We start from the raw sequence: 13730 nt of genomic DNA, 5'->3' as shown, positions 1-13730 counted from the left end.
TTCCAGGACGTTCGGGCGTCTCTTGGTATTTGTTTATGAAACGCATTCTGGCGGCATCCGCCATCCCGGTTTTGTCAAATCTTGCTATCCAATCTGCAATTTTTCATCGGGATGACATCTGCATGTGGCAGGCTCGGGGCGCGCGCACCCCTGCCTGCCCGGACAGGCGGGCAAGCAGGAAACGTGGTTTGAAAGAAGATCAGGCTGCGGAAAACGGCGCCTTGGCCATGGCGCGCTTGAGCGCGTCGAAGCAGGCTGGGTCGAGCGCGGTCCCGACCGTCTTTTCCATCATCTCGAGCGCCTGGGGAATCGGGATGGCGCCGCGGTATGGACGCTCGGCGGTGATGGCGTCGAAAATATCCGCGGTGGTGATGATGCGGGTTTCCAGGCGAATTTCTTCGGCCGCCAAGCCGCGCGGATAGCCGCCGCCGTCTAGCCGCTCGTGATGGGCGCCGGCGATCGCGGCCAGCTCGGAGAACGCCGTAATGCGGCCGAGGATGGTCTCAGTGAACTCGGCATGCTGGCGCACCGCGTCCCACTCGGTGCGGTCGAGCGAGCCCGCCTTGTCGAGCACGCTGTTGCTGACGCCGAGCTTGCCGACGTCGTGCAGCAGCGCACCACGCTTGAGCCAGCGGCGGCGCTGCGGCGACAGCCCGAGCGCTTCCCCGATCATGTCGGTGTACAGCGCTACCCTGGTGCTGTGGCCGCTGGTATAAGGACTCTTGGCATCGACCACCTGGCCGAAGGCGGCGGCGATATCGTCCAGGTAGTCCTCGTCGAGCGCGACCTCGTGGCCGGCAGGCTCCAGCGCCTGGATGGCGCGGTCGATCTCGGGGCTGGTCAGGATCTGCCAGAACGCATCGTCTTGCGCACAGGCTTCGAACGCCGCCACCAGGCGCGGATCGAACCAGGTGCCGGCCCGCGCGCCGGCTTCACGCAGCGCCGCCGTGCGCCCGCCGGCGGTATGGAACACGTCGATCACCTGGGCCAGCAGGGCGATGCGCGCAATGACCGGGATGGCTTCGCCAACGAGCTGGGCCGGCTTTCCCTTGCCGTTGAAATGTTCGTCGAGCGAATAGATGCCTTGCGCCACGCCTTCGGGAAAACGCAGCAGGCGGGCGATGTCCGCGCCGCGCTGGCAGCGCGTGGCGATCAGGCCCTGTGCGATCTCGGGACCGTCGCGCAGGATCGTCATCACGCTGCGAAAGCGTTCCGCCAGTCCGGCCTTCAGGCCAGTGTGCTTGAGCACGAAGCCGAGCACCTGTGGCAGGCTGTCGCCCACGGTCTTGAAATCGCGCTTGAAGTCCAGGTCGTCGGTGAGATAGAGCTCGCAGATGCGGGCCGCGTTGCTGCTGCAGCCGAGATCCTTCAGCAGCAGCGCGTAATACAGCTCCCACAACTGCTGGTCGGAGAGGCCGGCGGCGCGGCCGACGTGCATGCCAATCCAGCAACAGCGCACGCAATGTCCCGCCGGCTGGCCCTCGGTGATGTCGAGCGCGTAGCTCAGCGCCCCGATCAGCTCGGAGAGTTTCATGGCACTTGGCAGCAGGGTTTCCGACGGCACGGCGAGCGGCTTCATTTTAATTCCGGTATGCAATAAGAGTGGATACTAAGCCATAAAAGTCGCCATGCGCATGCCACCCACCAGAATTCCCCTGCGATGCGGCAACGACGCCACATCGTGCACCCTGCTTCGTGTCGGCGCGCTAGACTGGCTTTCACAATTGGCGCAACTCGGTGCATTTACCAGGAGGCCGCTCATGCGCGTCGCGACGAACGGCAGCTCGACTTCGCTCTGGATGGACACCGCCACGGTGCCCGTCTTTCCTGCCCTCGTGGGGGCGCAGGAAGCCCAGGTGTGCGTGATCGGCGCCGGCATCGCCGGGCTCACCGCCGCCTACCTGCTGGCGCGCGAAGACAAGGACGTGATCGTCGTCGACGCGCTCGGCATCGGCGCGGGCGAGTCCGGGCGCACCACCGCCCACTTCTTCCCGCCCGACGAGTGGTACCACGGCATCGAACAGCGCTTCGGCCGCGCCCAGGCGCGCCTGGTGGCCGGCAGCTATGCCCACGCCCTGCAGATGGTGGAGTCGATCGTGCGCACCGAAGGCATCGCCTGCGAGCTGGAGCACCTGGACGGCTACCTGGTGGCCGGGGATGCGGGCGACGGAGCGCGGCTCGAACGCGAATGCCTCGCCGCGGTGCGCGCTGGCGTGCAGGCCGAGATGGTCGCCGGCGTGCCGGGCCTCGGTTTCGAGACCGGCCCCGCGGTGCACTATCCGGGCCAGGCCCAGTTCCATCCGCTCAAATACCTCGACGGCCTGGCGCGCGCCTTCATCCGGCGCGGCGGCCGCATCCATGGCGCCAGCCACGCCCACCGCATTCGCGGCGACCACCGGCGCCAGGTCGTGTCCCTCGATCGGGGCGAGATACGGGCCCGGGACGTGGTGGTGGCCACGCACACGCCATTCAACGACCGCGTGGTGATGCACACCAAACAGGCTGGCTACCGCAGCTATGTGATCGGCCTGCGGGTGCCGCACGGTACGCTGCCGCACCTGCTGCTATGGGATCTTGGCGCTCCCTATCACTATGTGCGGCTGGCGTCCGGTATCGACGGCGACGAGGTGCTGGTGGTGGGCGGGGCCGATCACAAGACGGGGCAGGACGCGCATCCCGGCCACCGCTACGACGAGCTGGAACGCTGGGCCCGCGAGCGCTTTCCGATGGCGCGCGAACTGGCCTGGCGCTGGTCGGGCGAGGTGATGGAACCGAGCGACGGCCTGGCCTTCCTGGGCCGTAATCCGATGGACGACGACAACGTCTACCTGATCACCGGCGACTCCGGCAACGGCATGACCCACTGCACCATCGGCGCCATGCTGGTGACCGACCTGATCATGGAGCGGCCGAATCCCTGGAGCGCGCTGTACGACCCGATGCGCAAGCCCGTGCACGGACTGGGAGAATTCGCCAGCGCACAGGCGAACGTGGCGGCGCGCTACGGTGACTGGCTGCGGGGCGGCGAAGTCGATTCGGTGCAGGCGATCCCGCCCGGCGAAGGTGCTGTGCTGCGCGACGGCTTGCGCCGCGTGGCGGTCTATCGCGATCCCGATGGGGGACTGCATGCGCTGTCGGCCAGGTGTACCCATCTCGGCTGCGCGGTGCACTGGAACGGCGCCGAGCGCTCGTGGGACTGCCCCTGTCACGCCTCGCGTTTCGATATCGAGGGCCATGTGCTGCACGGCCCGGCGCCGACCCCGCTGGCGAAGGTCGCGCTGGCGCCTGGCGATACCCCACCGCCGCAGGACAGGCGTGGAGGCGCGCGACGCGGCATGCCTTAGCAACCTGGATGCGTAAACGCGAACACCGGCGCGAGCCGGTGTTCGGGATGGCGGCCGGGGACGCCGCCGTTACTGCATGAAGCGCTATCGGCCGGATCAGTAGCCGCGGCCGGTGGTGCCGGTGGTGCCGGTCGTACCCGTGGTGCCGGTCGTTCCGGTGGTGCCGGTCGTTCCGGTCGTGCCCGTCGAGGTGCCGGTGCGGCCGGTGTCATCCATGGTGCCGGTGGAACCGCTGGTGCCGGTACCCAGCGAACCGCTCGAACCGCTGGTGGTGCCGGTGGTCCCGGTCGTGCCCGTGGTCCCGGTCGTGCCGGTGGTACCCGTCATGCCCGAGGTACCCGAGGTGCCGCTGCTGGTGCCGGTTTTGCTGCGGCGGTCGCGGTCACGCTGGTGTTGCGGATCGGTGCTCTGCATGCTGCCGGTCGCGCCGGTCGACGAGCTGCCGCTGGTCTGGTCGCTCATGGTGCCGGTCTGGCTGGCGGTGCCGGTGGTGCTGCCGATCTGGCCCGACTGGCCGGTGGTCGACGTGCCGGTGGTGCTGGTCTGGGCGTGGACCGCAGTGGCGCCGAACATGGCGGCGGCAACCGAAGCGCTGAGCATTCCTTTGAGTAGCGTATTCATTTTCATGGTGTTCTCCTCAATGTAACTAATATGTCAGGGGCGGTACCCGGCGCAGATGCCAGAGTTGGTGGCGTGTTGCGTCGAGTGAGGAGTCCAGTTTACGGACAAGCTACGGATGGGAGCGCACGGTAGCCGCGCGGAAATACATCATCGTCTTTTAATTTCTTTTATCTTGAGCTTATCTTTCGTTTACTGCAGAGCTCCCAGGACAGCCTGCGCGGAGAGTGTGCCTAGCTGCGTATAGAGTGGCAGCACCACGCTGCGGTCGTCCGGATAGACCCGGTTCGACAGGAAGACATAGAAGCTTTGTGACTGCGGATCGACCCACAGGATGCAGCCGGTGAACCCGGTATGGCCATAGCTGCCGATCGGATAAACATCGCCGCGTGGACGCTTGGCATACGGCGAGTCGATGTCCATGCCCATGCCCCGCAGCGCGGCGATGCCGGACGGCGATTGCACCGTCGTCAGCAGGCGCACGCTTTCCGGCCTCAATATCCGCACACCATCCAGCGCACCATTGCCCAGCAGCATGCGACCGAAGCGGGCGACGTCGCCCACGGTAGAGAACACGCCGGCCGACCCAGCCACGCCGCCCATGCGCCGCACGGTCGGGTCGTGCACCACGCCCTGCAGCGGCGCGCCGGGCGCCAGGTCGCCGTGGGCCGTCGGCAACTGCGCCGCCTCGCCGGCGCCGCGCTGGGTCGGCGCGATCACCGCCGCCGGCATGCGTTCCAGCGGGCGGTAACCGGTATGGCGCATGCCCAGCGGGGCAAAGATGCGCTCCTGGGCGAAGCGGTCGAGCGGCATGCCCGCCGTGCGCTCGACCAGCAGGCCCAGCAGGATGTAATTGATGTCCGAGTAGCGGAAGAAACTGCCCGGCGGATGGGTCACCGATTGCCCGCAGGCCAGTGACAACGCCGCCGTCTGGCCCTGCCATGCCGGTTTCGCCGGCAGGCCCGACTTCAGTCCCGACACATGCGTCAGCAGGTGCCGGATCGTGATCGCTTCCTTGCCGCCACCGCCGCATTCCGCGAAATACTGGACGAGGGGCGCCTCGAGGTCGATCTTGCCCTCCTCAGCCAGCATCAGCACCGCAGGCGCCGTCACCAGCACCTTGCTCAGCGACGCGACGTCGAACACGGTGTCCTGTGTGACGGCGGCGGCGCCTTCTTCATAGCTGAGCCGGCCGTAGCCGCGCTCATGACTGGCGGCGCCGCGTTCGAGGTGGTAGACCGCGCCCGGCAGCTTGCGGGCGGCAATCGCGGCCTCGATGGCATGGTCGATCGCGGTCACGCGTTCAGGATTGAATTGGGGTTCGGCATTCATGGCGGTCGGCTGGTGGACACAGCCGACGAGCAGCATGACGGCAGGAAAGGCGGCAGGAAGCAGGCGAAATAAGTGTCTGGGCATCATGAAGAAATACTAACCCAAGCGGCGGCCCCAGCGTTTTTGGGTGGCCGCGCACGCGATTTTTCGCATCGGCGTATCATGAATCCATGATTCCTTTCTCGATACTCGACCTCTCGCCGATCGCTGAAGGCAGCGATGCGGCCACCTCGTTCCAGCGCTCGCTCGATCTCGCACAACATGGCGAGCGCTGGGGTTACAACCGCTTCTGGCTGGCCGAACACCACGGCATGCCGGGCATTGCCAGCGCCGCCACCGCGGTGCTGATCGGCCACGTGGCGGCCGGCACCTCGCGCATCCGCGTGGGCGCCGGCGGCATCATGCTGCCGAACCATTCGCCGCTGGTGATCGCCGAACAATTCGGCACGCTGGAGGCGCTGCATCCGGGCCGGATCGACCTTGGCCTGGGCCGTGCACCCGGCTCGGACCACACCACGGCGCGCGCCCTGCGCCGCAACCTGGCGTCGGACGCCGACGAATTCCCGCAAGACGTCGTGGAACTGATGGATTATTTCGCCGGCTCCACCCGCCGCCCGGTGCAGGCCGTGCCCGGCGCCGGCCTGGACGTGCCGGTGTGGATCCTCGGCTCCAGCCTGTTCGGCGCCCAGCTGGCCGCCCACCTCGGCCTGCCGTATGCGTTCGCCTCGCACTTCGCGCCGCAGATGATGATGCAGGCGATCGATATGTACCGCAGCAACTTCCGCCCGTCGGAACAGCTCGACAAACCCTACATCATGCTGGGATTTAACGTGTTCGCCGCGGACACCGACGAAGAGGCGCACTTCCTGGCGACCTCGATGCAGCAAGCCTTCGTGAACCTGCGCACCGGCCGCCCGACCAAGCTCAAGCCGCCGGTGAGCGGTTACCTGGAAGCGCTCGACCTGCCCGAACGCATGATGCTCGACAGCGTGCTGTCGTGCTCGGCGATCGGCTCGCGCGTGACGGTGGCCCACCAGCTGCGCGCCTTCATCGAGAAGACCAAGCCGGACGAGCTGATGATCACCTCGCAGATCTATGATCACGCGGCGCGCCTGCGGGCCTACGAGATCACGGCGGATATCCAGCGCGCGGGTTGATCCCATCGGCCGGCGTCACGCGGCGCCGGTCCCTGCCTGCAACACGTCGATCAGCGTGCGCGTCGAGCGCACCCTCCCCATTTTCGGGAAGATGTTGTCGCATGCGAAACGGTGGGCATCGGCATCGAAGCCGCTCATCGCATCCTCGGCAAACACCAGCTTGAAGCCGAAATCGTAGGCCGCGCGCGCGGTCGACTCGACGCCGAAATTGGTGGCGATGCCGCCCATGACCAGCGTGTCGATGCCGCGCCGCCGCAGTTGCTGCTCGAGTTCGGTCCCATAGAAGGCGCCCCACTGGCGCTTGACGATGACGAGGTCTTGCGCCTCGACGCCGGCTTCCGGCGCCAGCCACGACGCGTCGGGCGGCGCCGCCGGCGCGCCCTGCGGACGCAGCGGAGAATCGGCCGGCACTTGCGGCAATTCGTTCAATAACACGTGCACGTAGATGACCAGGCCGCCACGTTCGCGCATCTCTTGCGCCAGCAGCACGCAGTTACCGACCACGTCCTCGGCGCCATGCGGCGCGAGCTCGTGCTTGACGTTGCTGTTCTGAAGATCGATCAGGACCAGCGCGGTATGCGCCGGGTCCAGGGTGAGTTGTTGGTCCATGAGCATTCCTCCTGCCCATAGTGTCCCTGAAACCCGGCATGCCCGGCGCACAGGCAGGGCCGGGCCGCGCAGGCATGTACTACGACAACTTACGGCAGCGGCTTGCCGTCCACGTCGATGCGGCGCACCTCGCCCAGGTTCAGGGCGCGGATGTCCTTCTCGACCTTGGCCATGTCACCCACCACCACCCACACCAGCCGGTCGGCCACGAAGCTGCGCGCGGCCAGGGCATTGGCCTGCTGCGGCGTGAGCGCCAGCGCCTTCTCGGTATAGGTGTTGAAGTAATCCTCGGGCAGGCCGTACTGCAGGATCGTGGAATAGGCCCCGGCCAGCTGGCCCGCGGTCTCGAAGCTGCCCGGCAGGCGCAGGGTTTTATTGTCCTGCGCGAACTTGAGTTCCTCGTTCGCGATCGGCTTGGCGCCGGCGATGTTGCGGTACTCGCCCACCAGTTCCTTCAGCGCGTCGCCGGTCTTGTCGGTCTGCACCGGCGAAATGCTCACGAACTGACGCTGGCCGATCGCCGGCGACACCTGGCTGCGCACGCCGTACGACCAGTGCTTGTCTTCGCGCAGGTTCATGTTGATGCGCGAGCTGAAGGTGCCGCCGAACACGTCGTTGACGATCTCGAGCGGCAGCGCCTCGGGGCTGTTGCGCGGCGGCGCCAGCTGGCCGCCCAGGATCACGCTCTGCAGCGCGCCGGGACGGTCGACCAGGTAGACCACCGGCGCGGCGCGCGGCGCCACCGTGTCGATCACTTTCTTGGGCACCTCGCCCGCCTTCCACGACGCGAAGGCCTTCTCGAGCATCGGCTTCATCTCGGCCAGCGTGGTATCGCCCACCACCAGCAGGGTGGCGTTGTTCGGCTTGAACCAGGTGGCGTGGTAGCTCACCAGGTCGGCGCGGGTCATGCGCTTGACGGCGTCCTCGGTGCCGGTGCCGGTGCCCGGCTTCGCGTACACGTGGTTCTGTCCGTACAGCAGCGCCGGCGCGAGGCGCATCGCGATCGATTGCGGATCGGACTTCTCGCGCGCGATCGCGGCCAGGCGGTCCTGCTGCAGGCGCGCGAACTCGTTCTGCGGGAAGGCGGGGTTGAGCACCAGGTCCGAATACAGGTTCAGCGCCTGCGGCAAGGTGGCCTTGAGCGCGTTCATGGAGACGAAGGCGCCGTCGAGGTTGGTGCCGGCGCCGAAGCTCGCGCCCAGGCTTTCCAGCTCCTCGCCGATCTGCAGCGACTTGCGGCTGCTCGTGCCTTCTTCCAGCATGCGCAGGGCCAGGCTGGCCACGCCCGGCATGTCGGCGCTGTCCGAGGCGTAGCCGCTGTCGACCAGCATCTGCAGGTTGACGATCGGCGCTTCATGGCGCTCGGCCAGCACGACCTTCAGGCCGTTCGACAAGGTGGTGCGCTGCATCGGCGGCAGCTTGAGCGACATCGCCTTGCCGGTGTCCGGCGCCTTGCTGCGGTCCAGGCCGGTTTGCGTGGCGGCCAGGCCGGTCGGGAACGGGTCGATCTGCAGCACGAAGTCGCCGTCGCTGAGCCAGTCGTTCATCGCCTTCTTCACCATGGCCGGCGTGGCGTCCTTGATGCGCTGCAGGTAGACCTTGTAGCAGTCCGGATTGCCGGTATAGGTCTCGCACGAGGCCAGCAGGTCGCTCTTGCCGCCGAAGCCGCCGACGCGCTCGATCATGCGCGTGTACTGGGCCAGGGTCGCGGTCTTGGCCAGGCGCAGTTCCGCCTCCGTGGGGCCGCTCTTCATCAGCGCGCGCAGTTCTTCGTCGGCGACCTTCTCCATCTTCGCCACGTCGCCGCCCGGACGCGCGGTCAGGGTCATGCTGAACTGGCCGCCGATCTCGGACGAGCTGTCGCTCGCGGTAGCGCTGGTGGCCAATTGATCCTGGTACACCAGGCGTTTATAGAGGCGCGAGGTCTTGCCGCCGCCCAGCACGCGCGCGGCCAGGTCGAGCAGCGCTTCCTCTTGCGTGTGCGCGCCCGGCACGTTCCAGGTGCGGTAGATGCGCGATTGCGGCACGCGGTCCTGCGCCACCGTGCGGTGGGTGCCGCTGCGCTTGGCGATCCAGGCGTCATGCTTGGCCAGCGGCGGGCCGGGCGGGATCGCGCCGTAGAAGCGTTCGACCTTCTCGCGCGCTTCTGCCGGCGAGATATCGCCCGACAACACCAGCACCGTGTTGTTCGGGCCGTAGTTCTGCTTGAACCAGTCCTGCACGTCGGTCATCGAGGCCGCGTCGAGGTCTTCCATCTTGCCGATCACGGTCCAGGAATACGGGTGGCCGGCCGGGTAGGTATTGGTGGTCAGGAGTTCCCAGGCGATGCCATAGGGCTGGTTCTCGTACTGGCGTTTCTCGTTCTGCACCACGCCGCGCTGGATGTCGAGCTTCTTCTGGTCGACCGTGCCCAGCAGATAGCCCATGCGGTCGCTCTCGGCGAACAGCGCATAGTCGAGCATCGAGGTCGGCACGTTCTGGAAATAATTGGTACGGTCCTGGTTCGTCGTGCCGTTCAGGTCGGTCGCGCCGATGCGCTCCATCGCGTTCAGGTAGGTGTGGTTGAAGTTGTCGCTGCCGCTGAACATCAGGTGTTCGAACAGGTGGGCGAAGCCGGTCTTGCCCACTTTCTCGTTCTTGGAGCCGACGTGGTACCAGGTATTGATCGCCACCACCGGCGTCTTGCGGTCTTCGTGCACCAGCACCGTCAGCCCGTTCTTGAGCGTGAACTTGGTGTACTTGATGTCCGGGATCGGGATGTCCGGCGCGGCGGCCGGTTTCGCCGGCGCGGCCTGGAGGGAAGACGTGCCAAACGCAAGCGCGAGCGCCAGGCCGATGGTGAGACGAACGGAAACTGCCATGCTGCTCCTCCTGAAAAGGTCGGGACGGAAACGAAACGCACAAGGCGCGCCTCCGGGACGCGCCTTGCAAACATTCATTCTAGGCAGGTTTCACGTTGTCAACAAACAAAAACATGCGTGCATACGCCAGGATGGCGTCACTTCATGCGCCGCGCATCACTTGGGGACCTCAGCGCGGCACGATCCGCAGCAAGCTACCCTTGGCTTCGTCGGTCAGTACGTACAGCTCGCCATCCGGCCCCTGGCGCACGTCACGCACGCGCTTGCCGACCGGCAGCAGTTCCTGGGCCGTCACCTTGCCCTGCGCGTCGAGCTGCACGCGGCGCACGTCCTGGCCGGCCAGGCTGCCACTGAACAGGCTGCCCTGCCATTGCGGGAAGGCTTTACCGGTATAGAAAGCCAGGCCCGACGGCGCCGGCGACGGCGTCCAGACGACGATCGGCTGCACCGTGCCCGGCACCACCTTCATGCCGATCGGCTCGCGCGTGCCGTAGTCGAGCGTATAGCTTTGCAGCGGCCAGCCGTAGTTCTTGCCGGCCTCGATCACGTTGATCTCGTCGCCGCCGCGCGAGCCGTGCTCGTTGGCGTAGACGCGGCCGCTCTTCGGATCGCGCGCCAGGCCCTGCACGTTGCGGTGGCCATAGCTGTAGATCTCGGGGCGGGCGTTGTCCTTGCCGGCGAATGCGCCCTTGCCGACCGGCTGGCCGGCGTCGGTCAGGTGCAGGATCTTGCCCGTGTGCGAAGCCAGGCTCTGGGCGTGGTCGCGCGCCAGCATATTGCCGATGCGCTGAGGCGTATTGCCGCCGTCGCCAACACTCATCAGGATGGTGTTATCGGGCAGGAACAGGATGCGCGAGCCGAAGTGCTGGCCGCCGCTCTTGCCGAGGTTGACCGCGAACAGTTGCTTGATGCCGGTCACGCGCTTGCCGTCGAACACGCCCTGCACCAGCACGGTCCGGTTCTCGTCGTCGGTGCCGCCGGACATCGTCATGTAGATGCGCGGATTGGTTTTATCGGCGGGATGGACCGCGATGTCGAGCAGGCCGCCCTGGCCGCTGGCGTACAGGTTCGGCAAACCGTCGAGAGGAATTTGCTCGAAGCTCTTGCCGTTCAACAGGTGCAGCGTGCCCTGCTTGCCGGTGACCAGCATGCGGCCATCCGGCAGCCAGGCCATGCCCCAGGGCTGCGGCGCGCCGGTGGCGACCGTTTCGAGCTTCCAGCCCTTGGCGAGCGGCGGCTTGTCGACCGGCGTCACTTCTTGCGCCACGGCGGCAGCGCCGACCGTTGCCAATGCGGCGGCCAGAACCAGTTTTTTGCTCAAGAACTTCCTGACAATACTCGGCATAACTTCCTCTCTCAAAAAACATTGAACACTTGACATCGTAGCTGATTCGCCGCATTTTCCGTCATTTTATCTGCACGTTCGACGCAATCGGCGTATCATTGATGGTTCAGCGAACCAGCGTAAGGACTCCCTTCAATGATTCAACGACGCTCCTTCCTCAAGAGCTCTCTCCTCCTCGCATCTTCCTCCCTCGCCCTTCCAACCCTTGCCAAGAATACATCACCTGACAGCAGTGTCCTGTCCGGCGAGTGCTGCCTGCGTTTCTATAACACGCACACCGGCGAGAAGCTGACGAGCACGTTCTGGGCCGAAGGCGAATTCGATCAGAACGCCCTGAAAGACATCAATAAAGTGCTGCGCGACCACCGCAGCAACAAGATTGCCGAGATCGATCCGCAATTGCTGCTGCTGCTCGGCCAGCTTAATGCCAAGCTCGACAACAGCAAGGAACTGCACATCATTTCGGGCTATCGGGCGCCGGAATCGAACGCCTTCCTGCGCAGCCACGGCAGTGGCGGCGTCGCCAAGCGCAGCCTGCACATGGACGGCAAGGCGATCGACATCCGCCTGCCGGGCACCGACCTGCGCACCCTGCAGAAAGCGGCGATGTCGCTCAAGGGCGGCGGCGTCGGCTATTACGCCAGCTCGCAGTTCGTCCACATGGATACCGGCCGCGTCCGGTATTGGTAAGACCATGACGCGGCAGATCGTCCGCGTTATTTCTTCGCTTGCCATGGGCTCCGTGCTCATGGCCGCTTCCCTCTGCTTGCCGCTTCACGCCGCCGGCCAGAACACCGTCACCGTCAAGTCCACCCGCGACCCGGTCGACAAGTCCTATCGCAAGATGATCCGCGGCATGGAGCGCTTCGAACGCGAACGCGCCTTCGCGCCCAACGCCACCCTGCGCTTCCAGCTGCTGCCGCGCCTGCCGTCGACGGACATGCGCGGCATCACGTTGCGCATTGCCGGCGACTCGGTGTCGGTACCGGTCGACATCGACGAGAATAATTTTTTCGTCCTGCCACGTAACGCCCAGGCCTTGCAGGAAGACGCGGCCGTGCTCGCCAGCCGCAAGACCGCCAGCATGACCTGGCGCGCGCGGATCGAGTCACCTGGCTTGCCTGCAGGCACACGGCGCCTGGGCGACTTGCGCCTGGAATGCCGGGTCGGCAAGGAAGCCGGCCTGGTCTCGAACAGCTCGCCGCTGTTCGGCTGGATCTCGGATGCGCTGAACACGCCCGAAGGCGTGTGCACCAGCCCGGACGGCAATTACCTGTTCTTTGCCGAACGGCCGATCTTCGCAGTCACCTTGCGCGCCGGCGAGCGGGTCGAAACATTGCCCTTCAATATGCTGTACGCCGGCGGCGAACAAACGCCCGACATGCTGCCCTTCTGCGATTGCCAGGTGCTGCTCGACCGCACCTATTACGTGCCGCTGTGGGATACGAGCTGGCCCGACGATACGCTGGTCGAGTTCGAATACATGGTCGATGCGCCAGGCGGGGTGACGCCATGAAGCTGCGCTTTGCCCTGTGCGCTGTGCTGCTGGCGGGCTGCGCGACGCAACCGGCGCCGCCGGGTTCCATCATCGCGGCCGAGCGGCTGTCGGCAACGGTGGTGGCCGGGCGCACCACGAAGGCGGAACTACTGGCCGCCCTCGGCCCGACGAAAAGCGTGCGCTTCGACAGCGGCTATGAGGCCTGGGTCTATCAGTCGCCGGCCGGCGGCGGGCGGTTCAGTGAATTTGTCGTGCTGATCGATCCCTCCGGCATGGTCAGCAAGACACGCACACGCGCGCCATCAATGCCATGAACTGCCGGTGCGCCGGATTCATCGACAGTGTGTAACACCTAACAAACGTGATTCCATAACTCTGCGAAGGTAACGGCAGGGCGAAAACGCCACCTGTACAAACATTCACGGAGGAATCATGACGACGACTGCAGACGAAAACTTCAACGACTGGCTGCGCGATGCCCACGCGATGGAAAAGCAGGCCGAGCAGATGCTGACCGCGCAGGCCGAGCGCCTCGAACACTATCCCGAGCTGCGCGCGCGCATCGTCCAGCACATCGACGAGACCCGCTGGCAGCACGGCATCCTCGACGAAATCCTGGCCCGCCGCGGCACCGACAACTCGGTCCTGAAGGACATTGGCGCCCGCCTGGCGGCCTTCGGCCAGGCCGTGGGCGGCATGGCGGCCAGCGACGAAGTCGTCAAGGGCGCCATGGCGGGCTATGTGTTCGAGAACGTCGAGATCGCGAGCTATACCGCGCTGATCGCGGCGGCGAAATCCGTGGGCGATACGGCAACCCAGGCCCAGCTGGAACAGATCCTGGAGCAGGAAAAGGCGATGGCGGCCTGGCTGCTGGACCACCTGCCGCAAATCACCCAGGCTTTCCTGGCACGTTCGGCCACTCCGGGCGTCGAAGCGAAGAAGTAATTGCATATGGTTGAAGCTGCC

General features: G+C 65.9%; 12 protein-coding genes. 6 read left to right on the top strand and 6 right to left on the bottom strand.

Going from position 1 to position 13730, the window contains the following annotated elements; genetic code table 11:
- Positions 1–199: 199 nt before the first annotated feature.
- Positions 200–1579 carry an HD-GYP domain-containing protein gene (locus tag J3U95_RS03720; RefSeq protein ID WP_208277312.1) on the bottom strand — a complete coding sequence of 460 codons (1380 nt, stop codon included), beginning with the start codon at positions 1577–1579 and terminating at the stop codon, positions 200–202.
- Positions 1580–1760: 181 nt separating this feature from the next.
- Here J3U95_RS03720 and J3U95_RS03715 point away from each other — a divergent pair, with 181 nt between their 5' ends.
- Positions 1761–3344, top strand: coding sequence for an FAD-dependent oxidoreductase (locus J3U95_RS03715; RefSeq protein ID WP_208277311.1), 1584 nt, complete (start codon positions 1761–1763; stop codon positions 3342–3344).
- Between the two features lie 96 nt (positions 3345–3440).
- On the opposite strand, the gene J3U95_RS03710 is transcribed toward J3U95_RS03715, so the two are convergent.
- On the bottom strand, positions 3441–3971 hold the full coding sequence (locus tag J3U95_RS03710) for a hypothetical protein (protein ID WP_208277310.1): 531 nt from the start codon (positions 3969–3971) through the stop codon (positions 3441–3443).
- 183 nt (positions 3972–4154) lie between these two features.
- Positions 4155–5294 (bottom strand): serine hydrolase domain-containing protein, encoded by a 1140-nt coding sequence (locus tag J3U95_RS03705; protein ID WP_229519618.1) that lies wholly within the window; start codon positions 5292–5294, stop codon positions 4155–4157.
- Positions 5295–5464: 170 nt separating this feature from the next.
- Between J3U95_RS03705 and J3U95_RS03700 the strand changes: the two genes are divergently transcribed.
- Positions 5465–6451, top strand: a complete 987-nt coding sequence (locus J3U95_RS03700) for an LLM class flavin-dependent oxidoreductase (protein ID WP_005663033.1) — start codon at positions 5465–5467, stop codon at positions 6449–6451.
- Between the two features lie 15 nt (positions 6452–6466).
- Here the strand turns inward: J3U95_RS03700 and J3U95_RS03695 are convergent, their stop codons facing one another.
- The 3 genes from J3U95_RS03695 to J3U95_RS03685 all read right to left on the bottom strand — a co-directional run bounded on the left by J3U95_RS03695 (position 6467) and on the right by J3U95_RS03685 (position 11242).
- On the bottom strand, positions 6467–7060 hold the full coding sequence (locus tag J3U95_RS03695; RefSeq protein ID WP_208277309.1) for an isochorismatase family protein: 594 nt from the start codon (positions 7058–7060) through the stop codon (positions 6467–6469).
- 89 nt (positions 7061–7149) lie between these two features.
- On the bottom strand, positions 7150–9921 hold the full coding sequence (locus J3U95_RS03690; protein WP_208277308.1) for a M16 family metallopeptidase: 2772 nt from the start codon (positions 9919–9921) through the stop codon (positions 7150–7152).
- Between the two features lie 169 nt (positions 9922–10090).
- On the bottom strand, positions 10091–11242 hold the full coding sequence (locus J3U95_RS03685) for a PQQ-dependent sugar dehydrogenase (RefSeq protein WP_229519617.1): 1152 nt from the start codon (positions 11240–11242) through the stop codon (positions 10091–10093).
- Between the two features lie 159 nt (positions 11243–11401).
- On the opposite strand from J3U95_RS03685, the gene mepK reads away from it, so the two are divergent.
- From mepK to J3U95_RS03665, 4 genes are all read left to right on the top strand, one after another.
- Positions 11402–11956 carry a peptidoglycan L,D-endopeptidase MepK gene (mepK, locus tag J3U95_RS03680; protein WP_208277306.1) on the top strand — a complete coding sequence of 185 codons (555 nt, stop codon included), beginning with the start codon at positions 11402–11404 and terminating at the stop codon, positions 11954–11956.
- A 58-nt stretch (positions 11957–12014) separates the two neighbouring features.
- A complete protein-coding gene (locus J3U95_RS03675; protein WP_229519616.1) occupies positions 12015–12782 on the top strand; it encodes a hypothetical protein in 768 nt (255 codons plus the stop codon).
- The gene (locus J3U95_RS03670; protein ID WP_208277304.1) at positions 12779–13078 is read left to right on the top strand and encodes a hypothetical protein; all 300 of its coding nucleotides are present in this window, start codon (positions 12779–12781) and stop codon (positions 13076–13078) included. The genes J3U95_RS03675 and J3U95_RS03670 overlap by 4 nt, the downstream gene beginning before the upstream one ends.
- Before the next feature lie 118 nt (positions 13079–13196).
- Complete coding sequence (locus J3U95_RS03665) at positions 13197–13709, top strand: ferritin-like domain-containing protein (protein WP_208277303.1); 513 nt, start codon at positions 13197–13199, stop codon at positions 13707–13709.
- The last annotated feature ends 21 nt before the right edge of the window (positions 13710–13730 follow it).

Origin of the sequence: Massilia oculi (assembly GCF_017582745.1) — a bacterium.
GTDB lineage: Bacteria > Pseudomonadota > Gammaproteobacteria > Burkholderiales > Burkholderiaceae_D > Telluria > Telluria oculi_A.
Note: the sequence above shows the minus strand (reverse complement) of the source record. Positions and strands in the feature narration are given on the sequence as shown.